Here is a 24,064-nt window from a genome sequence, read left to right on the forward strand (position 1 = left end):
TTCACTTCTTAAAGCCTCAACTCCCGAAGGCCCAGATATAAAACTATTGGCAGGTCTCCTGGCTTACCCGACTTTGAGGACCTTCCCATCCCGACAGGTCAGGACAGTGGCAAAGATGATCAAAGCGTATTATCTGTACTGGTGTACAGGTCGGGATTACAGTTGCGGGGACAGCTCCGGAATGATCAGTAACACACTGAGGCACCGGATTCCCTTTTCATCATGATATGCCGTAAGGACTGATCATGAACCAATAATCGGCTCAAAGTTAGGAAAGAATTGAATAGCTCTAAACAAAATGGTTAATATTGTTCTGTATTCAACTAAAAGCACCGACCGATGAAGTTAAAGGTTCTGATTATTGTTTTTTCCATTTTAGCCATAGCCTGCAACCACTCTGATAAGGAGCGGAAAAGCAAAGAAATATTAACAGAAACTCCTGTTAATATTCAGTATGCCACTGGTTTCAGGGTTTCTTTAAAAGAAGGTTATCCTTTTGTGGAGGTACCCAGGCCCTATCAGGGTGCGGAAGAAGGTTTTAAATATTTGCTCGTGCCCAGAGGAGAGGAAATTCCGGCACACGACCGCGATGTTCAGATAGTGGAAGTGCCCATAAAAAGCATTGTCTGTACCTCTACCACGCATATTCCCTTGCTTGACTATATTAATGAAACGCAGAGCCTGACAGGCTTTACTACTACAGACTACATCAGCTCTGCTAACATGCGCAGCAGAATTGATTCCGGTTATGTAACTGAGCTGGGCATAGATAAGGAAATGAACATTGAGCGCCTGCTGGAGCTGGATCCCGAGGCTGTAATGGCCTATACAATTACCGGCGACTATGGACAGTTCCGCAAGATGAACCAGGCCGGAATACCGGTACTTATCAATGCGGAATACCTTGAGCGGCATCCTCTGGGACGTGCGGAGTGGATTAAATTCATGGCTTTGTTTTTTAACAAAACAGACATGGCAGACTCTGTGTTCAACGCTATTGAAAGTAACTACAATACAATGAGAGCAAAAGCCGCAAAGGCAGACTCCATGCCTACCTTATATAGTGGTGTGGTCTACGGTGATACCTGGTACCTCCCGGGCGGGGAAAACAATGCGGCTAAGTTGTTTGCCGATGCCGGAGCCAATTATTTGTGGCAGGACTCAACCACCGGATTTCTGGAATTAAGCTTTGAGTCGGTTTATGAAAAGGCACATGATGCTGACTACTGGGTGGGAGTTGCCTCTTATAATTCACTGGAAGAGATCAAACAGGCCGACCAAAGGTACTCCCGGTTTGATGCTTTTAAAAATGGAAATGTGTACAGCTACAATGCACGCATAGGAGCCACAGGCGGCAATGAATACCTCGAGCTTGGCTACCTCAGGCCTGACCTGATCCTGGCCGACCTGATAAGGATCTTCCACCCTGAATTACTGCCAGATAATGAGCTTTACTTTTACGAAAAGCTGAACTAAGAAACGGTGTAACCCAACAGACTTAAAGGGTATAAGCAAAAGTTGCTAGATTTACGGGTATTAAAAATGAAGGATGAATCAAAAAACACCGCTGATTGAATAGATCGTACACCATAAAATTAACATTGCTGCTGCCATTTTCGATTTTGGTATTATTCGTCGTGAATATCAGCCTGGGCAGTGTTTCCATTCCTTTTGATGAAATATTGAATGTGCTGACGGGCAGTGTTGCGAGCAAAAATAGCTGGACAAACATCATCCTTAATTTCCGGCTACCCAAAGCAATTACTGCCATAGCTGTGGGCGCGGCATTATCCATCAGCGGCCTGCTGATGCAAACGCTTTTCAGAAATCCTCTTGCAGGACCTTTTGTACTAGGCATTAGCTCGGGTGCAAGTCTGGGTGTGGCGCTACTGCTACTGGCGGGTATCTCCATCACCGGGAGCCTTGTTGCCTCCGGGCTTACAAGCTGGCTGGTGGTATCCGCCGCAAGTTTGGGCTCTGCACTGGTGCTACTGTTGGTAGTAGTTGTTTCGCTGAAAATTCGTGACAGCATGACGCTGCTCATCATTGGCCTTATGTTTGGCAGCCTGACCGGGGCAATAGTTAGTATTTTGCAGTTTTTCAGTAGTGGGGAGGAAATTCAAGTATACCTTTTCTGGACGTTTGGAAGTCTGGGCGGACTCAATTGGGACGAAATCACTGTACTCTGGATTATTGCCGGTTTGGGTATAGCCATTGCTTTTATAATGGTAAAACCACTCAACGCTCTGCTCTTAAGTGAAAACTATGCTCAAAGTATGGGGATCAACATCAAAACTTCCCGCTTTTGGATCATTATCAGCACCAGTCTGCTTGCGGGAAGTATTACAGCTTTCTGCGGTCCCATTGCTTTTATCGGAATCGCCATCCCTCACCTTACCCGGCTGCTGTTCAATACCTCCAATCATAAGATATTAATCCCTGCCGTAGCCATGGGTGGCATTATCGTCATGTTGATCTGCGACATTATTTCGCAGCTTCCCGGCAGTGAGCATGTGTTACCCATCAATGCCATAACTTCACTTTTTGGCGCTCCGGTGGTCATCTGGGTAATATTGCGCAGGGGCAGCATTAAACACTCTTTTTCGGGATGACAGAAGTAGACAACAACGATATCGCCCTGGCAATTAAAGATCTTGCCGTAGGTTATCACACCAAAAAGAGGGAGCTGGTGGTGTTGAAAAATATCAACCTCCACCTCAAACATGGAGAGCTGGTTTGCTTTATGGGACCTAATGGAGTGGGAAAATCGACTTTGCTACGAACCATCGCAGGAGTACAAAAACCTTTAGCCGGTGAGGTCAGAATTGAAGATGTTGACCTCTCTACTATTTCAATTGCGGAGCTATCTACTAAAATGAGCGTGGTGCTCACGGATGGTATCAATGCCGGAAATATGACCGGTTGGGAGCTTGTAGGGTTGGGCAGGTATCCTTATCTGGGCTGGCGGGTTGATTTTAGTAATAATGATCTTCGAAAAATTGAAGAGTCCATTACCCTCGCACAGGTATCGGCATACGTGGATAAGAAAGTGCATGAGCTTAGCGACGGTCAATTGCAGAAAATGATGATTGCGCGGGCACTATGCCAGGACACCCCGATCATGATACTGGATGAACCTACAGCCCACCTTGACCTGAACAACCGGGTGGCTATCATCAACTTACTGAAAGACCTGACGCGTAAAACAGGGAAATCCATACTGATAGCCACGCACGAACTCGACCTGGCCCTGCAATCGGCTGACCGCCTGTGGCTGGCAGGTCATCAGGCGCCGGTCATTTCAGGGTTCCCTGAAGATATGGTGCTTAACGGAGCCATTGACAGGGTGTTTGAGCTCAAAGGTTTTGACCTTAAAACCGGTCAATTGAAAAAGAAAAGCCTGGGCAAGAAGGTTTCGCTGCAAGGGGCAGGCTATCAATATCTCTGGACAAAAAATGCTCTGGAAAGAAACGGTTACGAGATTAGCAGTGAGGGTGATTTTCAGATTAGGATTATGGCCTCAAAAAACCTGAGCTGGGAAGTGGAAAACAAGGGCATTGTAGCTACCAATACCCTTGAAGAGCTTATCAATTATCTCAATCAGCAGAAGTTTTGAGGAGGCATTGCCAATCTACCGCTCATTAAGGCTCCAGTCGTATTCGTAATAGGCAATGGCATAAGAGGTTGGTATGTTCTTGGTGCGGTACTTATTGATGAATTCGAGTACTGAGCTTTCCCCTCCCATCACAAAATCTTTATGGTACCATTCAAATATTTTTGATAATTGTACTTTCTTCTGATCTGGCCTTACTCTCAGCCAAACCGGGTCATTGAGTGCAAGCTTTGTACGGGTATCCAACTGCTGATCGAGCTGGCCGGGCATGTAGGCAAAATCTGCCAGTGGCGGGCAGCTTACGGCGGCACAAGCCAGGGCAAAATGGATTCTGGGGTCTTTATAAGCCAATATTAGTTTTTTAATCTCAAGAAAATTCAAGGTCATAGGTGTTCCTGCCACGGTATGTTTCACCTTGTCAAAAAAGCCACTTTGATCGAGGGGTGACTTGAGGGGGTAGTATTTTGACACCTGATAGATCACAATCAGGTTATAGGCATTGATATAGAAGGCCTTCGCCTCGGTATCGGAGGCTGCGGAAAGATCTGCCTCACCGATTGTTTTATATAGCGACTCTATTTCGGAAAACTGGCTATTGATAGTTTTATAGGCTACTTTTCCATTTTGCACATACTTCTTTAAAAAAGCATCTGATTGCTTAAAAAAACTATCAAGATTAAAACCAACGGCAGGTGTCAGCGATATGCCAAATAAAAATGCAACGACAAACTTTTTCATAATTATTGTATTTGTATCCAGGCCTGTTTACGGAAAGGTTCCTAAGGTAGTTTGTCAGTGAACAGACATATTGTCAATTTAGTATGTGACCTCAATTCGGTAAATTGTAATTTAAAGGTTCATGTCGGGCTGTTGACATCTCATCTATTTTATTGAACACCACGGACATTATATTCGTAGAAGTCAACATCCTGTTTAAACTAACTTACTATGAAGCATGTGGTGATTATCGGGAATGGCATAGCGGGCATTACAGCCGCCCGGCATATTCGCAAAAACAGCGATTTTGATATCTCCGTAATATCCGCAGAGTCTGAGCACTTCTGGTCGCGGACTGCCCTGATGTACATCTACATGGGGCATATGAAATATGAGCATACCAAACCCTATGAGGACTGGTTTTGGAAGAAAAACCGCATCAACCTGGTCAGGGATTTTGTTAAAAGCATAGACACAGCGGCTCACAGGCTTACACTTGACCAGAACGAACCGCTTACTTACGATGTACTGATACTGGCCACCGGATCACAGCCCAACAAGTTTGGGTGGCCGGGGCAAGACCTGAAGGGTGTCAGTGGCATGGTAAGCTTGCAGGACCTGAAAAGGATAGAAGAACATACCCAAAACATTGAGAGAGGCGTAATAGTCGGTGGCGGACTTATCGGAATAGAATTGGCTGAAATGCTCAACTCCAGAAATATTCCTGTAAGCTTGCTGGTCAGGGAAGCGGAGTTTTGGGATAATGTATTGCCGAATCAGGAGGCCGCCATGATCAGCCGCCATATCAGAAAGCACCATATAGACCTGAGGCTCAAAACTGAGCTTAAAGAAATACTGGCCGATAATCATGGCCGGGTAAGTGCGGTCGTTACAGGAGATGGTGAGGAAATTGCCTGTCAGTTTGTTGGCCTCACAGCCGGTGTACACCCTAACGTCAAGCTGGTGAAAGAATCGCCTATAGAAACCAATCGCGGTATTTTGGTCAATGAATTTCTGGAAACCAATATTCCCGATATTTATGCGATTGGTGATTGTGCAGAGCATAAAAATCCCTTCCCAGGACGTGCGCCAGTGGAGCAGGTCTGGTATACCGGCAGGATGATGGGCGAAACGGTGGCCCAAACGATTTGTGGAAACAAAACAGCTTACCAACCTGGCCCGTGGTTTAACTCTGCAAAGTTTTTTGACATCGAATACCAGACTTACGGCAGGGTGTGGAACAAGCTCAAAGAGCATGAGGATGAGTTTTACTGGGAGCATGAATCAGGGGAAATGGCCATGCATTTTGTATTTGACAAACAAAGCAAAACATTTCTGGGTATCAATACTTTCGGGATACGGCTCAGGCATGAACATTTTGATAAGTGGCTAAAAACGGAGGTCTCCATTGATTATGTAATGGAGCACCTCAAAGAGGCCAACTTCGACCCTGAATTCTTCAAACCTCATGAAGATGATATTATACAGGCTTACAAGGCTCAGTATCCTGACGCAAAAGTAACTGTTAAAAGAAAAAAAGTACTGGGTATTTTTTAATTAAAAACTATGAAATTATTACAAAAAGCAGGAATGACTTTATTCATAGTGGCATCGGTGCTGCTTATTTCCGTGTTGTTCCTTAACCAGTATAAACTGACTGATGCAGCACTCTCAAAAGCCATTACTGATAGTACTGAACTTAAAACGGTGGCTATGGATTTGGCTCCGATGAAGGGCAAAACCTATGATTTCAATTTCAGCTTTAACGGGGATATTGACAAGCATTTACAATCTTCGAACAAAAAAATAACATCGAAATTCGAAATCACTGATCAGGATATTGAGAATGTGCTGTCACAGTTTTCAGGTCAGGAAATCAGGTACAGTACTGAAAAGATATCTGACATATTTGACGATAGTGAAGAAGGCCAATTCAAAGCACAAAAGCTTAAGGACTACACCAGTTGGATGCATGAAAAGAAATATGCAGACAAGGCCGGTTTGCAGGAACACCTTGAAAATACCAAAAACAGCATCAATGCAAATATCGTCAACGACAAGGGCTACAGCGACTATAAAATAAAGGCTCTAAAGCTGGCACTTACCCGCCAGTCTGGTTTTGGCCCGGTTTCTGAAAACAGTTTATTATGGCTGCTACTTACCATCGGTCTTGGTGTAGTGGGTGCTCTGATGTACATCTTTCCTAAACTGGAACTTCTGCCCGGCATCAAAAATGACCACGTCTATCATAGCCCCAATAGCGGCAGGGGCTGGGTCGGCTACATCATCGGCTTCCTTCTCATTGGCTTTTATGTAATCCTCTACTGGTATCCGGAATATATGACTACCTGGATGGAGCTGGTAGACCCTATAAGTATGGCACTGAATGGCAATGAGGCCAGCCAGTGGTTTTTCTACGGCTTTTTGTACACACTCGCCATTGGTGTGATGGGTATTCGCATGATCATCAAATACCGCCACAGCAAATACCAAATGATCAGGACATATTCGGTAATATTCTTTCAAATAGCATTTGCCTTCCTGATCCCTGAGATCCTGATTCGTCTCAACAGGCCAAGTATGGACCTGAAAAATATCTGGCCGCTAAACTATACGTTCTTTTTTGATTACAACATCGAAAACCTGACCCATAGCGGATCATTAGGCTTAGGCATGCTGGTCTGGGGAATTGTGCTGGCACTCATCGGGGTGCCGGTAATCACCTATTTTTATGGCAAAAGGTGGTATTGTTCTTGGGTTTGTGGTTGTGGGGGGCTTGCAGAAACACTTGGCGACCCCTACAGGCAGCTCTCAGATAAATCGCTGAAATCGTGGAAAATAGAGCGCTGGATGATCCATAGTGTACTGGTATTTGTAGTGGTGATGACCTTTGGGGTGCTTTACACTTATTTCACCGGTAGTAGCGAAATAGCCGGGATCAATACCTACAATCTCAGGTCAGTTTATGGTTTTGTGATCGGGGCTGCATTTGCGGGTGTGGTTGGTGTTGGCTTCTATCCTTTTATGGGTAGCCGGGTATGGTGCAGGTTCGGATGTCCTTTGGCGGCTTACCTGGGGTTGGTACAGCGGTTTAAGTCCAGGTTCAGAATTACTACTAATGGAGGGCAGTGCATAAGCTGCGGCAACTGCTCCACTTACTGTGAGATGGGCATTGATGTGCGGTGGTATGCACAAAGGGGGCAGAACATAGTAAGATCGTCTTGCGTGGGTTGTGGTGTTTGTTCTTCGGTTTGTCCGCGTGGTGTATTAAAGCTTGAAAACAAAGATCCAAAAGGCAGGTTTGGAGAGGCAATACTTATCGGCAATGACAGCGTAAAAGTGAATGCCTGATAAGTAGTGTCATGAAGTCCCCCAAAACCTGTGAATGCTATACTTAATGGAGCAAAATATAGCAAATCGGGGGACTTCACGTGACACAATGTTTATCCATCAATAGTTTTAATTAACATTCCTTTTTCCACTCTGTCAGTCAATGACATTCCATTGAGCACGGAGAGCTCATAAAGATCATCTTCATCGGTACCGTAGTACCTGAGGGCACTTTCTAATGTACCATTTCTGGCTACGGTTTTAATATCTATTCTTTTGGGCTCTACGTTGATTTTGGCCGGGTCTGTCAGCCTTTCAAAATCACCCATTGTTCTCTGAAATACTGGCTGATATGTATTAAAATCATTTATGGTTGTTACCGATATAAAAGTGTAAATCCTTCCGTCACCCTCTATTACATAGGTTAATGTACGCAAGGTCTGGTGTTGTTGTTGCTGATCTGCCACCATGGCAATAGCCGGAAAGCTATTGACATTAATTTTATCCGATTTTACAGGCTCAAGGTTATAGTTACTGAGTACAGCTTTAGCGGCTGCATCAAGGGAATTTTCACCGGAAAGTGTGAGGATCATTAAGGCATCTCCGTTTTCAGAGGCCATTTGTACCTGCTGGGGTGTATTTTGCAGGTTCCAGCCATCAGGTACCGGATACTGAAACTTCATAACCGGGTGGTAAAATACTTCATTCTCCACATAGCCTTGCTTTGGGTCTTCACCATATACCAGACCGTCAATCATTCTCAAATAGCTGTTGCGGTTAACCTCAGGGTCTGCAACATTGAGCTTTTGCTGCCATTGGGTAGCCAACTGTTTTACTGTTTGGTATCTGTCCTGCGGATGGGGGTGTGTTGATAGAAAATCAGGAATCTCCTGCCCGGCTTCTTCCCTCTTCCTGTCCAGCGTGTTGAAAAAGTCCGCCATCTCGTGTGCATCGTACCCAATCTCAGTGGAATACTGCACGCCCAGTTTATCCGACTGACGTTCGTCATCACGCCCGTATTTCAGGAAAAGCAGCCCCACTCCTGTCTGAGCCAAATCAGAAAACTCCCTGAAGGTCTCTGATGCTACGGAGCCTACGGCCAGACCGAGCTGCGCAGCCATGGATTTACTATATTGCTGTGCCGAATGCCGTGCTGTAATGTGGCCAATCTCATGACCAAGCACCCCGGCAAATTCTGCTTCATTATTAAAGTGGGCCATTATGCCACGGGTGAAATAAACGTACCCTCCGGGTAATGCAAAGGCGTTGACTACCGGTGAATCTACTATTTTAAACTCATAATCAAGATTGGGGCGGTGTGATATCTTTGCCATGGCTTCACCTTTACGATCTATAAAGTTCTGCAACTGCTGGTCATCATACAGGCCAAATTGATTAATAATCCCGGGATCGGCCTGTTCACCCATGGCTACTTCCTGTTGCTTGGATAGCAACATAAACTCCTTTTTGCCTGTTACCGGATTGGTGGCACACGACTCAAGAAGTATGAAGGGCACTAACAGCAGCCAATATTTTAGATTTCGAAGAATCATAGTTCTAATTTCTATTTACCCATAAGATTCTTCAAAAGCTATACCATGCTTCCAATATGTGTTGTGACATGAATTAATGAACCTTAGTAAAAATTAAATACACAGGTTTGGGTAATTCTTTCAACAGAGTTTTCAAAACGAACCAGTACTTTGTATTTTTAAAACTATGGCAGGCGGTGCAGGACATATCTACGACATGATGGCCCGATTACGGAACAACGGTAATTTGCTCAGCAAACCCGGATACTTCAAAATGAAGGAGATTTATCTCAAAGTTTCTAAAAAGGAGCACCTCATTTATCGAAAAGCATCAGCCGCGCAGCTGCAGCAGGTAAGAAGTAAGATCATAAAAGAAAGAAGGACTGAAGTTGTCAGAATTATCTCTGTAGTTATTATTTCAATAGTTGTATCTGCCGCTTTTTTAAGCTTCGCTGTTTATAGCTTCATGAGATACTACAGGTGAATTTGGAGGTGGGGCCGGAAGAGTGAAGGTAAACTCACTCCCCATCCGCACATCACTTTTGACCATAATGGTACCATTATTTTCGTGTACTAGTTGCTGGCATAAAACTAACCCAAAGCCTGTACCTTTTTCATTTGAAGTGCCTTTTTGGCTTTTTTGTTTGCTCAGGTCAAAAAGCTTGGAAATTACCTTCTCCGACATTCCTACTCCGTCATCTTTTACCGTAACAGATACATAATCCTTATTTTGCTTTGCTGTAATTACAATTTCACTGTTAGGGTATGAAAACTTCAAACTGTTTGATATCAGGTTGCGCAATATGGTATGAACAGAGTTATAGTCAGCCAGTGCCACCACATGCTCCTCAGAGTCATTCACTAACCTGATCTGTTTGAATGAAGCCGTCAGATTATACAGGGCTATATTTTTTCCGATCAGTTCATTGAGTTCTATTTCCGCTATATTAAGCTTGGCCTGTCCTGACTGCCGGGTAGACCAGGCCAGCAGATTATCCAAAAGCTCATTCAGGTTTTCCAACGATTGATTAATCTGACTGCCCATCTCCTTGATCTCGTCTTGTGATATTTTATCTATATGGTTGATGAGCAGGTGGGAAAATCCTCTTAGAGAATTGAGTGGACTTTTAATATCATGTGAAATAATAGAAAAGAGTTGATCTTTATCCTGATTCAGCCTTATCAAATCCTCTTTTTGGTTTCGGATTTTCTCATTTTTAAAAGCCAGCATTTCCTTTTTCCTCTTGTTGACCCTGTAGGCTACATAAACAAGAGCCAGTATGACAAGTGAGAGAAAAATAACCACAATCAGTGAATAAGTGAGAATATCTTTCTGCCTGATATTTGCCTTCTGGATTTCCTGATCCTTCTTGAGCAGCGCAATTTCTCTCAGGTTTTCTTCTTCATTAAACTTTGCCTTTAACTCTTCAAGGTGGCGTGAGTTGTTTTCATTATACAGACTATCCTTCATAGAACTGTTGATCTTCAGGTATTTAAATGCGGCTTTATAGTCCTCATTTATCTCAGCTATATCCACCAGTAAACCACTCGCTTCTTCCATAAAGGGTTTGGAGTCGACCTCCTCAGCAGTGGCAAGGGCATCAAGGGCATAATTATTGGCCTGGCTTATATTGCCTACGTCCAGTTCCAGCCGAGCCACTGCAATGTAGTTGCTGGCCAGGCCTGTTTTGTTATTGGTTTGCAAAAAGAGATCATTAGCCTGTTTGTAGTAATGCAGAGCCTTTTCTTTCTGGCCGCTCTGTTCCATAACTGATCCCAGGTTAGCATATCCGCTTGAAATGTCCTGAAGATCATTTCTCTTTTTCTTAATACTTAGTGAACGCAACATGTACTCCTCGGCCTTCTCCAGATCATTCTTCTCGAGGTAAATAAGACCAATATTATTTAGTGCCTGAGAGACACCCTTCTCATTGCCTGTTTGCTGAAAAATAACAAGCGCCTGCTCAAAATAAACTAAAGATTTATCGTAATCCCCTGAATATGCGTAGACAATACTTATATCGTTAAAGGCATTACCGATCTGTATGGAATCAGCGATTGATTGATATATTTTCAATGATCGAAAGATGTCTTCCAGTGCCTCGCTGTAGTTTCCCTTGTCCCGTTTTAGCCTTCCTATACTTATGAGAGCATCGCCCTGCCCCTTTGGGTACTCAACGGTTTCCGCTTCTTTGAGGGCTTGTTTGGCAAAATACATGGCAGAATCGGGCTTGAAATGCTGGTATTTCATAGAGAGGATGAACAGCACGTCAATTCGTGTGGTATCAGCGACCTGCTCAAGTTTGGTTCTTAGTGAGTCTATTAAAGAAACCTCCTGTGCCTCCACCGGCATGGATATCCTTAAAAGCATTAAAAGAACAATGATCACTTTACCTGTTCTGTTACTCATTAAAAACTTTATTTAGCCAACTCGCAAGAGAAACGCTTCATCTGCAGAGTTGTTATATTTTACTCCGATCAGATTATATATATCTGATTATCAGTATGGGTAACACCTCCAATGCTAAAATATGCCCTTCTGACCCTGCGTTTAATTGAAAGTATTCCTATATTAACTCAACAGGCCAAAAATATAGAAACTTATGGGTAAAATAGTCATTGTAGCATATCGTCCGTTGCCTGGCAAGGCAAAAGAGCTTGAGAAAGTGATCGAGAGCCATATTCCTGTATTAAAAAGGGAAGGATTGGTTACAGAACGTGAACCTGTAGTCATGAAATCTGATGACGGGTGTTTTATAGAAATTTTTGAGTGGAAATCAGCCATTGCCATGGAAAAAGCACATCAAAACAAAGCTGTACTTGAGCTTTGGGATAGGTTCAGGAAGGTATGCGAATATGAGAAGCCGGTGAACATTAAAGAATTCAGCCAGCTTTTCTCTGAGTTTGAGCCGGTTAATTAATCCATCCTTATTACGTTTTGGAAAGCTGCTTCAAACGTCCCTGATAGGCTTGCCAAAAGTTTCTCTTTGTTGAACCATTAAGAAAACAAGCCTTTACCAAACGTTCCACCTTGTCAGAATGAGTTAACATCAAGGACATTATGTTATCAAAAGCTTTCCTGCTAATACCCGACTTTTCTGCAAGTATAGCGAACTGTTGACCGATTTTCCCCTGAGCCATATTTCTTGTCAACAGACCATCATCCAAAGCAAAATCCTGATCCTGTACATGGATACGACTATTGAGCAGATCATAAGCCGGACTTAGCCTGTAATCTCCCATTGAAGTTTCCAAAATGGAAAAGTTTTTAAAATGGGCGTCTCCATTTGAAAAAAGATAATTGAAAATAAGAACCTTTAACAATTTCGGAGCTTCCAGTTTGTAGGCTGGCAAATAAGTTTCCATCAACTGGAATAATTCGCTGTAATTTCCCAAATATTTATAATGTTCTCCGTGAGTTTGCGGAGTTCGACCTGCTAATGAAGCGAAATCATCCTGACCCAATTTGGTTCCATCTTCTTTTATGTCAAACCGTTTGGTAATATATGCAGGAGTACCATTTTTAAAAAAAATCAATCCATTTTCAGCGGTCTCGATTCCATAAACCTGTCGAGCAATCTGCATGGTCAAATGTTCGTTGGCCGGCATTTGGTCATTCCTTTTGCCCACAACAGGTATGGGTTTAAGGATATGCGTTCCTCGCTCACCCTCTTTAACCAGCCTTAACTTATTCTTGTCTTGTAATACCGAGAACTTCTCCTGCACACCTGAAATGGAAATGGTCTTTCTACTGTCCTCGAAAACCTCATCTGTTTCCGGATTGGAAGCGGGAGAATCATAGGGCAAAATATGATGAACCTTTCTCCCGTTAAATAGTCTCTTTAAGCAAGTTTGGCTATAGGTATCAAAGCCCTCAGACAGTGTGCCCGGGCAGTACTTTATTATGGGCAAGCTCATCTGGTTTCATCTTTTATAACCCTAACTGCTCCGATTGTATCACTTTTTCCGACAACCATTAATTGTCCGAAGTAGTCATCAAAGTCAATCCTGTTGTATTTACAGACTACTTGTTTATTAGCACCTTCTGGTAACATGTTATAAAAAAAAGGGAATAGAAATTTTGATTGATAGGTCTGCTTGCTTTTTGGTAGTGTGAGGCTAATACCAGGCTTAGCCGAATCTTCCATCCAGCTTTGATTATAGCTAAAAGTAAAAGAGCCATCGTCATGTTGTGTTAAAACGCCTGCCTCTTCATCTTTAAATAATATTCTAGCACTTCTCATTTATTACCGGGTATACTTTTTAGCTTTAAACAGAGCTCAAGGCCTAACACATCAGCTAACTTTTGCAGGGTCATAAAAGTAGGATTGCCCTTCCCGCTTTCAAATTGTTTGAGAGTCCGTAGGCCAACTCCTGCCAATTCGGCCAAAGTCTCCTGTGTAACACTGAGGGATTCTCTACGCTCTTTTAGTGTTCTTATCAATTCCTCCAAGTGCATTTTAATGCTCTTTTGATGTAAATTTAGTCATAATCACAATGTAACACAACAAATAGTGCGCTATAATGCACTATTTATCAAATTCTATGTTCAAGAACCAAGCATCTCACACAAAGGTGCTCTATAATGCACTTTTACATACAAATAAAAAGGCCATGCCTTTCAGCACAGCCTTTTCAAATATAACTAAACTAGGCCTTTCTATTTTTTGTCGCCTTTATCCTTTGATGAAGATTTGCCACTAGGTTTGGCAATGGATTCCCTCATCTCGGTGTCGGCTTTGATATTATCCATTTTATAGTAGTCCATAATACCGAGGTTACCACTTCTAAAGGCTTCTGCCATGGCTTTAGGTACTTCAGCTTCTGCTTCAATTACCTTGGCACGGGCCTCCTGAGCTTTGGCTTTCATTTCCTGTTCGTGCGCCACAGCCATTGCCCTTCTTTCTTCTGCCTTGGCTTCAGCTACTTTAAGGTCAGCAGACGCCTGGTCAGTTTGAAGTTTCGCCCCGATGTTGGTTCCTACGTCCACATCAGCGATATCAATGGAAAGGATCTCAAATGCAGTACCTGCATCCAAACCTCTCTGCAATACAAGCTTTGATATTTTATCCGGGTTTTCAAGTACATTTTTATGAGAGTCGGCAGAACCGATGGAGGTAACGATACCTTCACCAACCCTGGCCAGAATAGTGTCTTCTCCGGCACCACCAACCAACTGCTGAATGTTGGCCCGTACAGTAACCCGTGCAATGGCGATAAGCTGAATACCGTCTGCCGCTACTGCCGCTACTTTAGGTGTGGTGATCACTTTAGGATTTACTGAGATCTGAACCGCTTCAAACACATCCCTTCCGGCAAGGTCAATAGCTGTTGCCTGCTTAAAGGTAAGATTGATATTTGCCTTATCTGCTGAAATCAATGCTTTGATAACTGAAGGTACGTGACCTCCTGCCAGGTAGTGCGTTTCAAGTTCCTTGGTGGTAACTGTAAGCCCTGCCTTGGTCGCAGTGATCAGGGAGTTAACAATAACTCCCGGAGGCACTTTCCTTATCCTCATAAACATGAGTTCGAAAAGCCCCACTTTCACATTAGAAAAGCGTGCGGTGATCCAGAGACCTACGGGAATAAAGTACAGGAATATGAAAAACAGTACAATTCCCAGGAAAATAATTAGTATAAGGCCGATTCCTTCCATATTTAGTTGATTGGTTCTACAAAGATGTTATTAACGTCAATTTTAATGATTTTTACTGTTGTTCCGCTGTCGATATAGTTTCCCATCGACCGCACTTCATATTCAGCATCGTGAAAGTCGGCTTTTCCCATGGGCCTTATGGCTGACATGGCTATTCCTTCATCACCAACTTTTAATTTGCTGGTCAGCCCCTCATTTACTTTGCTGTTTATCGTACTTTTTAATGAGAACCTGTCCCAGGTATTGCCTTTGAAACTGAAATATAAGGATATTCCGAATAAAATGACACTTCCTGCCGTAATCCACCAGCCAACTTCACTGCCAAAGTAGGTAAAACTTAAAAATATACCGAAAGCTGTAGCGATAAATCCGATGATGCCCACCAGTGTAGTGCCGGGCACGAAAATCACTTCTGCTACAATTAACGAAAGCCCTATCACAACCAGGGCTATTACGGTTATCCACTCAGCCATAGACACTGAAAAATTAGAATTTTAAAGCTAATAAATTTATGGGAGCTGTACGTTTTCCCATTCGGATTTTTTCATGGCAAGGTACTGGTCATTGAACGAATCATAAATAAGCTGATCATACATGACAGGGATCACGTCTACACCATGAATATTGACCAGTCCGTACTTACCAAATTTTTTAACGATAGCGAACCCGTTGTTCAAATCTCTGAGCTCGTCATATTTGGCATTTATCAATAACTTGCCTGTATTGCTGATCAGGCCCGATTTCCCTGCTTTTGTAACCAGGAACCTGTCGTTGTCTTGCCTGTGGATATCGTCATACTCAAAAGAGCAGACGGGTTCACCCGTGAGGTTTATCAGTCCTTTGCCTTTATCGTTGGAGACTATAGCCAGGCCGTTTTTAAATGTGGAAGACGAATTATATGAAGGCTGAATGATTATACGCTCTCTTTTGTCCAGAAAGCCCCACCGCCCAAGAAGTTTAAACGCGGCAAGCCCTTCCTGAAAGGGGCCAACTTCATCGTACCTGTTGGCGATCCTGAGGCGGTTTTGTGAATCGATAAAGCCGTACTTCCCATCTATTTTGGCGGCATAAAAGCCTTCTGAGGGTGGCCTTACTTCCTGATATCGATCCTCACCCAATGAATTGAATATTCTGCCTTCAAAGTCTATTTTCCAGAGTCCGCCTTCGGAAAGGTGCTCCAGCAGGTAGTTTTCCTTTACTTCCACCTTGTTTTCGGTAAAGTAAACTGTTCCCTCTTCAAAGCTCTTCAATGTGGTCATCTTTCCTTTGCGGGTGAGATAATACTGGCTGTTGACAATCTCAACATTGGCTTTTTGGGGTAGCACGACCCAAGAACCAAATTTATCAATGATACCGGTCTCTCCATGGAATTTAACCACGGCCATACCTTCTTCGAAAGGAGAAACATCATCATAAACACAATGGATAACCTCCTCTCCTGCCCTGTCGATAAAGCCCCAATAGCCCTGCCGGCTTACGGGAAAGAAGTAATGGGTACGCTCACGGATATTGTCGTAGTAGTGGTTTGATTTTTTAACACCAAAACCATCGTAGAGTGACCATTTATATATACCACCTACTTTTTCCCTGGCATAGATCATATCTTCAAATAAAAATACGGAGTCAAACCTCGCAGAGATCAGCAGATCACCGCCAGACTTCATCATTCCCCAAAGGCCACCGTTTTTGAATGCGAAATGTCCACCCTCTTCAGTGCCAAGGTCGGTATAATTTTGTGGAGTCAGTGCATCACCGGCCTTATTGATCAGCCAGCTTTTACCATTGGCATGCACCTGCATTCTTGATGTATCATATATCTTTAGTCTGTCGAAGTTGTAGCTGCCAATGGCGTTGTTCTTGTTATCCAATACTTTCCATTCGTTAAAAGAAAGCTGTTTTGCTTCTCCATCGGAAATTTTGAAGTCTTTACTTCCCAATGGTGCGATAACCTGACCTTGCGCATCAATCAGACCTCTTAAATGATTGTCGTAAATTATAGCAAGGTTATTCCTGAAACTGCTGATACTATCCAGGCTGAAATCAATGATCTGCTTGCCTTTATCGTTGAAAATAGCCGTTTTTCCATCAAAATTTTTAACAGCATACCGCAAGCCTCCTAGCACGGTAATGTCTTTATACTCTAGAGGAATAATAACTTTATCGCCAAGGTCTACCACACCATACATATAATACCGGCCGGGTTTGCTGGCAACGATAGCCCTAAGGTCGGCTAACTTAACAGATGCATATTTGAAAGGGAGCACTACTTTACCTTCAGTGGAAACCACCCCCAGAAAATCCCTTTGAGAGACTTTGCCTTTCACTGCCGCGATCAGAAGCCCTCTGTTGCCCGGATAAAGTTGTGTGTATGCGGGCTGGGCAATAATTTCATTTTGAAGGCTGATCAGACCCCAGGTATTGTTTAAGCGAAAGCCCAGTACATTGTTGACAACTTCAAAATCGCCCTCGCTCCAGCCGAGCTCTTCATATTGGGCGGGTATAAGTACGTTTCCCTGGTTATCCTTAATGCCTTGTTTGCCCTGCATTTCAAATAATTGATAGTCAATATTTTCAATGTCGGGTCTTGCAAAAATGGCCTGAGAAGTAAGAAAGGTAAGTAGGTAAAAAAAGTATTTCATTCGACACAGTAATCTCAATTGCTAAAATAGCTATTTTCGAGTGAAAATCAGCGTTTTAATTTTATTTCGAGGCATTTGGTTTTAAATTTGCCTTTTGATAAAAACTTGAATCCATGTACATAGAGCAACTATACACCAATTGCCTTGCCGAAGCAGCTTATTATATCGAATCAGAAGGCGAAGCAGCCATTATTGATCCGTTAAGGGAAATAAAACCTTACCTCGAATTAGCTGAAAAACGTGGCACAAAGATCAAGTATGTATTCGAAACACATTTTCATGCTGATTTCGTTTCCGGCCACATCGATTTATCGAAAAAAACCGGTGGAAAAATTATTTATGGCCCCAATGCCAATACGGAATATGAGGTTTATAACGCTAAGGATGGAGAGGTTTTTACTTTAGGAAAAGTCACCATCAAAGCTCTGCACACCCCGGGGCATACTCCGGAATCTACCTGCTACCTGCTACAGGATGAAAACGGAAAAGACCATGCTGTATTTACCGGTGATACTCTGTTCGTGGGTGATGTAGGCCGCCCTGACCTGCTCGATGGTGTAATGAGTAAGGAAGAGCTGGCCGGAATGATGTACGACTCGCTCAACACCAGGATAAAAACCCTGGCTGATGATGTGATCGTTTACCCAGCACATGGTGCCGGGTCTGCGTGTGGAAAAAATATTGGCAAGGAAACCTATTCTACTATTGGCATGCAAAAAGCTGCCAACTATGCTCTACAGAATATGACGAAGGAGGAGTTTATCGCCAAAGTTACGGATGGTATGCTTCCTCCTCCCAAATACTTCTTTGAAGATGCCAGGATCAATAAGAAGGGTTATGAACCGATTGACAGCATTATGGATAAGAACAAGTCGGCACTGGAGCTTGACGAATTCAAAAAACTGATAGCAGAAGGCGCCCTGGTCCTTGACACACGGAAACCCGATGATTTCGAAAGGGGCTTTATCAAAGGTGCCGTAAATATCGGACTTAATGGCCAGTATGCCGTTTGGGTAGGAACTTTGATAGACATTGACCAACCGCTCGTGCTGATCGTAGAGCCTGGCATGGAAGAAGAAGCTATATTAAGACTGGCGCGTGTAGGGTACGAAAATGTAAGAGGCTACCTGAAAGGTGGTATTGAAAACTGGGACGAAGAACTGGAAAAAGTAAATTCCATCAATGCCTCTGATGTAGCGGAATTTATGAAAAAAGGAGATAAGGTTATAGATATTCGCAAACCCGCAGAGTTTAACGCTGCCCACATCAAAGGGGCAGCGTTCATCACCTTATCAGACATGCCCGGCAACCTCGAAGGGCTTGACAAAGAAAAAGACTATGTGGTTCATTGCGCCGGTGGTTATCGTTCTATGATTGCTGCTTCTATCATGAAACGGGAAGGCTTCAAAAACCCGATCAACGTGTACGGGGGCTTTGGTGCCATTAAAGATACAGGTGTTGAAATTGAAAGTGAGGCTGTGGAGGTTTAAGGCTGCTTTAGCTTTCTTCGGAGTAGAGAAATGTTGCTGTCGGGGACAGCAACGGGAGGGTAGTTGAGCGTTGGCGGTTTACTGTTCGCCTGTTCACAGTTCTCTGATCTGGTAATGTAGTTTGTTGTGGCCTTGTAGCTGGAGTTTTCTCCTATGACTTTACTGAATCATCGCTTATGCTTCTCAGAAAGAAAATATGCAAGTTCCTTTCTATAATCACTATCATCCAATTTTATAATTCCGGACAGGCTTTTGACAAGAGGGGTTAAATCGATGGATTCCTCTGATGAGCTCAGATAGTTTTCAATCATTCCTGAAAGGCTTGTCTTGTTCTTTTTAGCATATTCTTTGGCTCGCACTATAAGTTCACTTTCTAGTTCCAGGGTTATTTTAGTATTCATCATTTAACTCGCTAATGGACTTAAATATAGTATAAATACAAAGAATTCACTATTTGAACAAATCTTGAGGTTAAAGAATACCTGTTAAGTTCCTGGCGCCTGACGTACTCTCAGTAACTAATGGTTTGCCAGGCCTGTAGGTGCTGAACGTTGAGCTTTACTAGTCCTTAAAGGCTTAGTAAAGCAGGTATTAAATTCTGAGGTGTTTAAGAGTCTCGGATACTTATGGGGATAGTAGTGACGTAGAAATATTAAAAACCTCATACTCTAACGCGAAGCCCGTTTATCTTTTCACTGTTGACCAATTACTGTTCACCCATTTACCAAATCACCTTAGCCAATAAGCAAGTCCAGGTCACCTCACATAGCTTCCTGCATTGATGTCAATGGTGGCTCCGGTGGCATGTTTGGCGAGGCCGCTGGCGAGGAAGCATACGGTATGGGCCACATCAAGCGGCTCGGTGAGTTCTGTTAGTGCGATGTCTTTTATGGCATAGTCTTCGCCATAGGCGTCTATGAAGTCTTGGGCCATTTCTGTTTTGGTGAAGCCCGGAGCTACTCCGAAAGCTGTTATTCCCTGCTTTCCATAGGCCCGGGCGATGGATTTAGTGAGGGCTACAAGTCCTCCTTTTGAGGCTGCATAGCCCAGATAGTCGGCCGTGTCTCCTCTGAAAGCGGCGCGTGAGCTTATGTTGATGATTATGCCTTCCTTTCGTTCGATGAAGTGTGGAATGGCCAGCCTGCAAAGCAATGCGGGGGCTGTGAGGTTAACGGCCATGGTTTTACTCCAATCCTGCAGCCATTGCTCACCGTTCATTTTCATATCGGAAGCAATGGCTATGCCTGCATTGTTGATCAGGATGTCGAGGTGCCCGTAGTGTGATAAGACTGCATTGAGCAGCTCTTCGGCAGCTTTGGCATCTCCCAGGTCTGCCTGGAAAGCTTTTGAGTTATGGCCGATGACCGTCGCTAATTTCTGCGCAAGTTCCAGGTTGCTGTTACAATGTACTGCTACTGAAGCCCCGGCTTCTCCGAGCACCTCCGCTATGGCTTTGCCAATGCCACGACTGGCACCAGTAACCAAAACAACTTTATTTGTCAAATTTACTTGCATAGGCTAAATCTAGGCATTTTATGAGCTAAAGCCATTATTACAGATAACCAACCTTTTTTGTTTATGAGCGTATGAGGAATTATGAGATTTTTTATAGGACTTATACTGTGGTTCATCCTGCTGGCACTTTGCTGGCCACTTGCACTCCTGGTAGTTTTCATTTGGTTGATCCTGCTGCCTTTCCAGCTTCTGGGATTTGCCATCGGTGGTATATTCAAGCTGGTAACAGCTATTCTGATGTTCCCATTCAGAGTAGCCGGCATGACAGCCAAAAGGTAAACCACCCAGAAGCAATCCCATGAGGATAGAAAAAATAAGTGCCAGTGATACATGGCCACTCCGCCATATAGTGATGTGGCCGGAGAAGCCGCTTGAATTTGTACAACTACCCGAAGACCACGAAGGCACCCATTATGGCTTATTTGAAGAAAATAAGCTTATCTCTATCATTTCCCTTTTCCTTAAAGACGATCAACTCCAGTTCAGAAAGTTTGCTACGCGTATAGATAAACAGGGACTGGGATATGGATCAAAATTACTTAGTCACATTATAGCCGAAGCTGATCAATCCGGAGCTCAAAGCATCTGGTGCAATGCGAGGGAAGAGAAATGCATGTTCTATGAAAAATTTGGCCTCAAAAAGACTGAAAGAAAATTTACCAAAGCCGGCAAGGACTATGTGATCATGGAGCGCATTTTTTAAATAGCAATCGGCAAAGCTGCATATAAACAAAAACTGACGTCTCTTCTGTATCAATTTTTAAATGGTTGGAGCAGCCTTGCAAAGCTAAACAGCAGCTTTACTAAACTTTAAAAGCTTGGTAAAGCTTACTGCTGTAGCAATTCCATTCATTAGACATTTTACATCTGCATAGAATACTTTCAAAAACCAGGAAGGTCTCAATTATCTGAAACCTGCTCTATATGGGGTTGATCACTGACTATCAGCCATTGATTTTCTTTGTTTTTTACCAGCGAAATGTATGTGGTAAAAACCGTGGCTTTGCCTGTAAGCCTGACTTTCACCAAGGCATTATTACCGGTTATATCGGTCCATAAGTATTCAATTGTACGGTTGTCACCGCCCAGCTTACCCTCACTTAGCATATCGAGGTAAACAGGCTTGGGGATTAGCATAAGCTGATCGTTTCCAAAAGCCCGGTTAACCACTGCCCGAAAGTTATCATCCAGCACGCTATCTACCTGCTCCTCCATGCGCTGGTTTGCTCCTTGCACAAATTGTTTTACCACATTTTCTACATTTTCCTTTTCCATAATTGATTGCGATTTACTCACCTGAACCCATGCCAGGCTACTGATTAGAATAATAATTAAGTGTTTCATTGTATTCGTTATTTAGATCCCAACAGAACATTTTAATAGATTGAATAACAGCATATTAAAGTTAAATTGATAAGTTAACTATTGATATATCAATTATATATTCAAAAAAATCTAGCTTGAATAATTCTTAAAAATCTGATCAAGGGCTTTCTTAAAGATCTGTATTTCTTCACTGCTCAAGCCTTCCAAACCACTCTTGCGAATATCTACTGCCACACCCAGCGTTTTCTCTACCAGCTTCTCCCCTCTCAGTGACAGCCTGATTTCATAAATTCTCCTGTCTTTGCCCTGCCTCTTCTCTATCAGTTCTTTCTTTACCAATACATCCAATATCCTGGTCACTGAGGCTGGGTCTTTGTAAATAGCCTTTGCCAGCTCTCTTTGATTGATACCCGGCTCTTCACTGACTTTCTTCAATACCACCCATTGATCACTGGTGACATCAATCCCTTTTTTCGCCAGGGCATCATAGGCATATTGTTTAAAAGCCTGGGCTGCCCTCACGAGCTTAAATACATAGACATCTTCAAGTTCGGCATCAAATTTTTCCATAAATAATTGATATATCAACTAATGTAAAGATAAAGGCTAGCTTATCCAAAAATTTGAAAAGGTTTCGGCTCAACCCTTTTGCCAGTAAAGCAGGTATGACAGTGAGGTGCTAAAGTAGCCGTTGGCCTCATACGCTATCTCCTCTCCCGGAAGGGCTACGGGCATGTTGTAGGTATAATTAAGCAGCAAGTTCCACTTACCCGCCGTAATGGAGATGGGTAACGAAAAGCTGTAATTCATGAATCCAAAGGTGTCCTCCACTTTAAATTCACCGTAGTAGTATGATTGTATGGTATTCGCGATTTGCTCATTGGTATAGCCCCTCTCTCTTAAGAAGTAAGCTGCGGCAAACTGGCGATCTGACTCCAGCAGGTAAACCAGTTTTCTATAGCCTCTATACCCCAGGCCAGTATAGCCATTTTCCTTCACGATCTGGTACAGGTCAGTAGCAGCCGTTCTGGGCTGCCTCAGATAAAACACATTGGCATTTCCCCATTGAAATGATGCTCCCGGCATGAAAGTAATGCCATCAATTATCCCTGAAGTTTTGATTTTCAGCCGTCCGTTTGCCCGGGCTGTAACCCGATGGGCTTTATCATTGCCATACAGGAAGGCATAGTCAACACCTACATCTGCCCATTTCTTTTGAAAGTATACAGCAGCCTGGGCTCCCTTATTAAAGCTGTGGTCTTCTATGCTATCGTTGAAAAGGTAAAAGTCGTGGCAGACACTCAGTACCCATTTTTCCTCTATGGTATGCATATAGCCAAGGTTAAGGGTGTTAAGGTAGTAGCCGGGTTCATATTCATTGCTCCAATAACCTGTGAACCCTGCAAAAACACCAGAATGATGATAATAGGTAGCTCCTGGCGAGAACCCGTACTGGTCAAAGCCAAAATTGCGGCCTGCACTTACAATATTGCTCACGTAACCCAACCGCAGGTTGAGTGAGGAATATTTTGCACTATCCAGGGCCAAAAGGCTGTCCACAAGGTTAAAGAGGTCATCCGGGACAGTTTCATTGGCAAAAAGGGAGTCCAGTTCACCGTATAACTCCTCCAGGGTAGGTTCCTTCTCTTCTTCCTGACCATAAAGGTGGCCCTGAAAAATAATCAAGGCCATAAACAAAATGCCCCGGAGGAAAAAACTCCTCCGAAGCATAAATATATAACGTGCTATGTTATTCAAAATTTAAGTGACTAATAATCATTATCTTTCCGCTCTTGTCTATTATTAATTCTTTCCCGCTGGTCTCGCCGCCTCTCCAGCCGCTCAAGTAGCATCCTTCTAAAATCATCTTCAGCCTTTCTCAATTGAAGCAACTGCTGTGTACTGATCACCCTTGTAAGTCTTTCTGCATAGGTACGGTCTATATTTAGCTGCCTTTCCTTTAGCTCAAGTCCTTTGTTCAACAGCATTTTGCTCTCCTCCTCTGTCATGTCTTTTCTGTCAACGGATTGCCGGGCGTCCATAAACTCCTGACGTAGCTCTTTACGCTTCTCGCTGTATTCCCTGTAAAGTGGCCAGAATTTCTCGGCCTGCTCAGGTGTAAGCTCCAGCCTCTCGGTGATCAGGGCTATACGGGCACTTTCTATTTTCTCCAGTGCTTCTTTACTTTGTGCCGTTAAAAGGGTGCCTGAGAACACCAGTAGCAAAACCATTATAATCTTTTTCAT

The 24,064-nt window shown here is 43.3% G+C and carries 25 protein-coding genes and 1 riboswitch; of the genes, 10 read left to right on the forward strand and 15 right to left on the reverse strand.

All coding sequences use genetic code 11. The features are described 5' to 3' along the window. Positions 1–31: 31 nt before the first annotated feature. Positions 32–270, reverse strand: a riboswitch (cobalamin riboswitch). A gap of 69 nt (positions 271–339) precedes the next feature. The 3 genes from LVD17_RS05150 to LVD17_RS05160 all read left to right on the forward strand — a co-directional run bounded on the left by LVD17_RS05150 (position 340) and on the right by LVD17_RS05160 (position 3,616). Continuing rightward, positions 340–1,476, forward strand: coding sequence for an ABC transporter substrate-binding protein (locus LVD17_RS05150; protein ID WP_233765196.1), 1,137 nt, complete (start codon positions 340–342; stop codon positions 1,474–1,476). Between the two features lie 95 nt (positions 1,477–1,571). Further along, positions 1,572–2,612 carry an iron chelate uptake ABC transporter family permease subunit gene (locus LVD17_RS05155; protein ID WP_233765198.1) on the forward strand — a complete coding sequence of 347 codons (1,041 nt, stop codon included), beginning with the start codon at positions 1,572–1,574 and terminating at the stop codon, positions 2,610–2,612. Continuing rightward, the gene (locus LVD17_RS05160) at positions 2,609–3,616 is read left to right on the forward strand and encodes an ABC transporter ATP-binding protein (RefSeq protein ID WP_233765200.1); all 1,008 of its coding nucleotides are present in this window, start codon (positions 2,609–2,611) and stop codon (positions 3,614–3,616) included. The genes LVD17_RS05155 and LVD17_RS05160 overlap by 4 nt, the downstream gene beginning before the upstream one ends. 15 nt (positions 3,617–3,631) lie before the next feature. Here LVD17_RS05160 and LVD17_RS05165 read toward each other — a convergent pair whose 3' ends face one another. Continuing rightward, positions 3,632–4,351, reverse strand: a complete 720-nt coding sequence (locus LVD17_RS05165; protein ID WP_233765202.1) for a DUF547 domain-containing protein — start codon at positions 4,349–4,351, stop codon at positions 3,632–3,634. A gap of 210 nt (positions 4,352–4,561) precedes the next feature. On the opposite strand from LVD17_RS05165, the gene LVD17_RS05170 reads away from it, so the two are divergent. Next, positions 4,562–5,887, forward strand: coding sequence for an NAD(P)/FAD-dependent oxidoreductase (locus LVD17_RS05170; protein ID WP_233765204.1), 1,326 nt, complete (start codon positions 4,562–4,564; stop codon positions 5,885–5,887). A gap of 9 nt (positions 5,888–5,896) precedes the next feature. Continuing rightward, positions 5,897–7,681, forward strand: coding sequence for a 4Fe-4S binding protein (locus LVD17_RS05175; RefSeq protein ID WP_233765206.1), 1,785 nt, complete (start codon positions 5,897–5,899; stop codon positions 7,679–7,681). Between the two features lie 92 nt (positions 7,682–7,773). Here LVD17_RS05175 and LVD17_RS05180 read toward each other — a convergent pair whose 3' ends face one another. Next, positions 7,774–9,213, reverse strand: coding sequence for a M48 family metalloprotease (locus LVD17_RS05180; protein WP_233765207.1), 1,440 nt, complete (start codon positions 9,211–9,213; stop codon positions 7,774–7,776). Between the two features lie 166 nt (positions 9,214–9,379). Between LVD17_RS05180 and LVD17_RS05185 the strand changes: the two genes are divergently transcribed. Further along, the gene (locus LVD17_RS05185) at positions 9,380–9,676 is read left to right on the forward strand and encodes a hypothetical protein (RefSeq protein ID WP_233765209.1); all 297 of its coding nucleotides are present in this window, start codon (positions 9,380–9,382) and stop codon (positions 9,674–9,676) included. Here the strand turns inward: LVD17_RS05185 and LVD17_RS05190 are convergent. Next, positions 9,635–11,602, reverse strand: a complete 1,968-nt coding sequence (locus tag LVD17_RS05190; RefSeq protein WP_233765210.1) for a tetratricopeptide repeat-containing sensor histidine kinase — start codon at positions 11,600–11,602, stop codon at positions 9,635–9,637. The two genes, LVD17_RS05185 and LVD17_RS05190, sit on opposite strands and share 42 nt — an antisense overlap. Before the next feature lie 193 nt (positions 11,603–11,795). On the opposite strand from LVD17_RS05190, the gene LVD17_RS05195 reads away from it, so the two are divergent. Then, positions 11,796–12,113: a hypothetical protein gene (locus LVD17_RS05195; protein WP_233765211.1), complete on the forward strand. Its 318-nt coding sequence runs from the start codon at positions 11,796–11,798 to the stop codon at positions 12,111–12,113. A 10-nt stretch (positions 12,114–12,123) separates the two neighbouring features. Here LVD17_RS05195 and LVD17_RS05200 read toward each other — a convergent pair whose 3' ends face one another. From LVD17_RS05200 to LVD17_RS05225, 6 genes are all read right to left on the reverse strand, one after another. Then, complete coding sequence (locus tag LVD17_RS05200) at positions 12,124–13,110, reverse strand: HipA domain-containing protein (protein ID WP_233765213.1); 987 nt, start codon at positions 13,108–13,110, stop codon at positions 12,124–12,126. Further along, a complete protein-coding gene (locus tag LVD17_RS05205; protein ID WP_233765215.1) occupies positions 13,107–13,436 on the reverse strand; it encodes a HipA N-terminal domain-containing protein in 330 nt (109 codons plus the stop codon). The genes LVD17_RS05200 and LVD17_RS05205 overlap by 4 nt, the downstream gene beginning before the upstream one ends. Next, on the reverse strand, positions 13,433–13,651 hold the full coding sequence (locus LVD17_RS05210) for a helix-turn-helix domain-containing protein (RefSeq protein WP_233765217.1): 219 nt from the start codon (positions 13,649–13,651) through the stop codon (positions 13,433–13,435). Before LVD17_RS05210 ends, LVD17_RS05205 begins: the two co-directional genes overlap by 4 nt. A 201-nt stretch (positions 13,652–13,852) precedes the next feature. After that, a complete protein-coding gene (floA, locus tag LVD17_RS05215) occupies positions 13,853–14,848 on the reverse strand; it encodes a flotillin-like protein FloA (protein WP_155173747.1) in 996 nt (331 codons plus the stop codon). A 2-nt stretch (positions 14,849–14,850) separates the two neighbouring features. After that, positions 14,851–15,321 carry an NfeD family protein gene (locus LVD17_RS05220; protein WP_233765219.1) on the reverse strand — a complete coding sequence of 157 codons (471 nt, stop codon included), beginning with the start codon at positions 15,319–15,321 and terminating at the stop codon, positions 14,851–14,853. A gap of 36 nt (positions 15,322–15,357) precedes the next feature. Further along, positions 15,358–17,487 (reverse strand): WG repeat-containing protein, encoded by a 2,130-nt coding sequence (locus LVD17_RS05225; RefSeq protein ID WP_233765220.1) that lies wholly within the window; start codon positions 17,485–17,487, stop codon positions 15,358–15,360. A gap of 113 nt (positions 17,488–17,600) precedes the next feature. On the opposite strand from LVD17_RS05225, the gene LVD17_RS05230 reads away from it, so the two are divergent. Next, positions 17,601–18,977, forward strand: a complete 1,377-nt coding sequence (locus tag LVD17_RS05230) for an MBL fold metallo-hydrolase (RefSeq protein ID WP_233765222.1) — start codon at positions 17,601–17,603, stop codon at positions 18,975–18,977. 167 nt (positions 18,978–19,144) lie between these two features. Here the strand turns inward: LVD17_RS05230 and LVD17_RS05235 are convergent, their stop codons facing one another. Together LVD17_RS05235 and LVD17_RS05240 are read right to left on the reverse strand one after the other, a co-directional pair. Then, entirely contained in the window at positions 19,145–19,381 is a 237-nt protein-coding gene (locus LVD17_RS05235; RefSeq protein WP_233765224.1) for a DUF6364 family protein, read from the reverse strand. Between the two features lie 352 nt (positions 19,382–19,733). Continuing rightward, a complete protein-coding gene (locus LVD17_RS05240) occupies positions 19,734–20,492 on the reverse strand; it encodes an SDR family NAD(P)-dependent oxidoreductase (RefSeq protein WP_233765226.1) in 759 nt (252 codons plus the stop codon). 81 nt (positions 20,493–20,573) lie between these two features. Here LVD17_RS05240 and LVD17_RS05245 point away from each other — a divergent pair, with 81 nt between their 5' ends. Both LVD17_RS05245 and LVD17_RS05250 read left to right on the forward strand, forming a co-directional pair. Continuing rightward, a complete protein-coding gene (locus tag LVD17_RS05245; protein ID WP_155173752.1) occupies positions 20,574–20,771 on the forward strand; it encodes a hypothetical protein in 198 nt (65 codons plus the stop codon). A 19-nt stretch (positions 20,772–20,790) separates the two neighbouring features. After that, positions 20,791–21,195 carry a GNAT family N-acetyltransferase gene (locus tag LVD17_RS05250; protein WP_233765228.1) on the forward strand — a complete coding sequence of 135 codons (405 nt, stop codon included), beginning with the start codon at positions 20,791–20,793 and terminating at the stop codon, positions 21,193–21,195. Positions 21,196–21,392: 197 nt separating this feature from the next. Here the strand turns inward: LVD17_RS05250 and LVD17_RS05255 are convergent, their stop codons facing one another. From LVD17_RS05255 to LVD17_RS05270, 4 genes are all read right to left on the reverse strand, one after another. Next, complete coding sequence (locus LVD17_RS05255) at positions 21,393–21,836, reverse strand: nuclear transport factor 2 family protein (protein ID WP_233765230.1); 444 nt, start codon at positions 21,834–21,836, stop codon at positions 21,393–21,395. Positions 21,837–21,947: 111 nt separating this feature from the next. Next, positions 21,948–22,388, reverse strand: coding sequence for a MarR family winged helix-turn-helix transcriptional regulator (locus tag LVD17_RS05260; protein WP_233765232.1), 441 nt, complete (start codon positions 22,386–22,388; stop codon positions 21,948–21,950). A 69-nt stretch (positions 22,389–22,457) separates the two neighbouring features. After that, entirely contained in the window at positions 22,458–23,576 is a 1,119-nt protein-coding gene (locus tag LVD17_RS05265) for a hypothetical protein (protein ID WP_233765233.1), read from the reverse strand. Between the two features lie 11 nt (positions 23,577–23,587). Further along, positions 23,588–24,064 (reverse strand): hypothetical protein, encoded by a 477-nt coding sequence (locus LVD17_RS05270; RefSeq protein ID WP_233765235.1) that lies wholly within the window; start codon positions 24,062–24,064, stop codon positions 23,588–23,590.

This window comes from Fulvivirga ulvae, from assembly GCF_021389975.1.
Taxonomy (GTDB): Bacteria; Bacteroidota; Bacteroidia; order Cytophagales; family Cyclobacteriaceae; genus Fulvivirga; species Fulvivirga ulvae.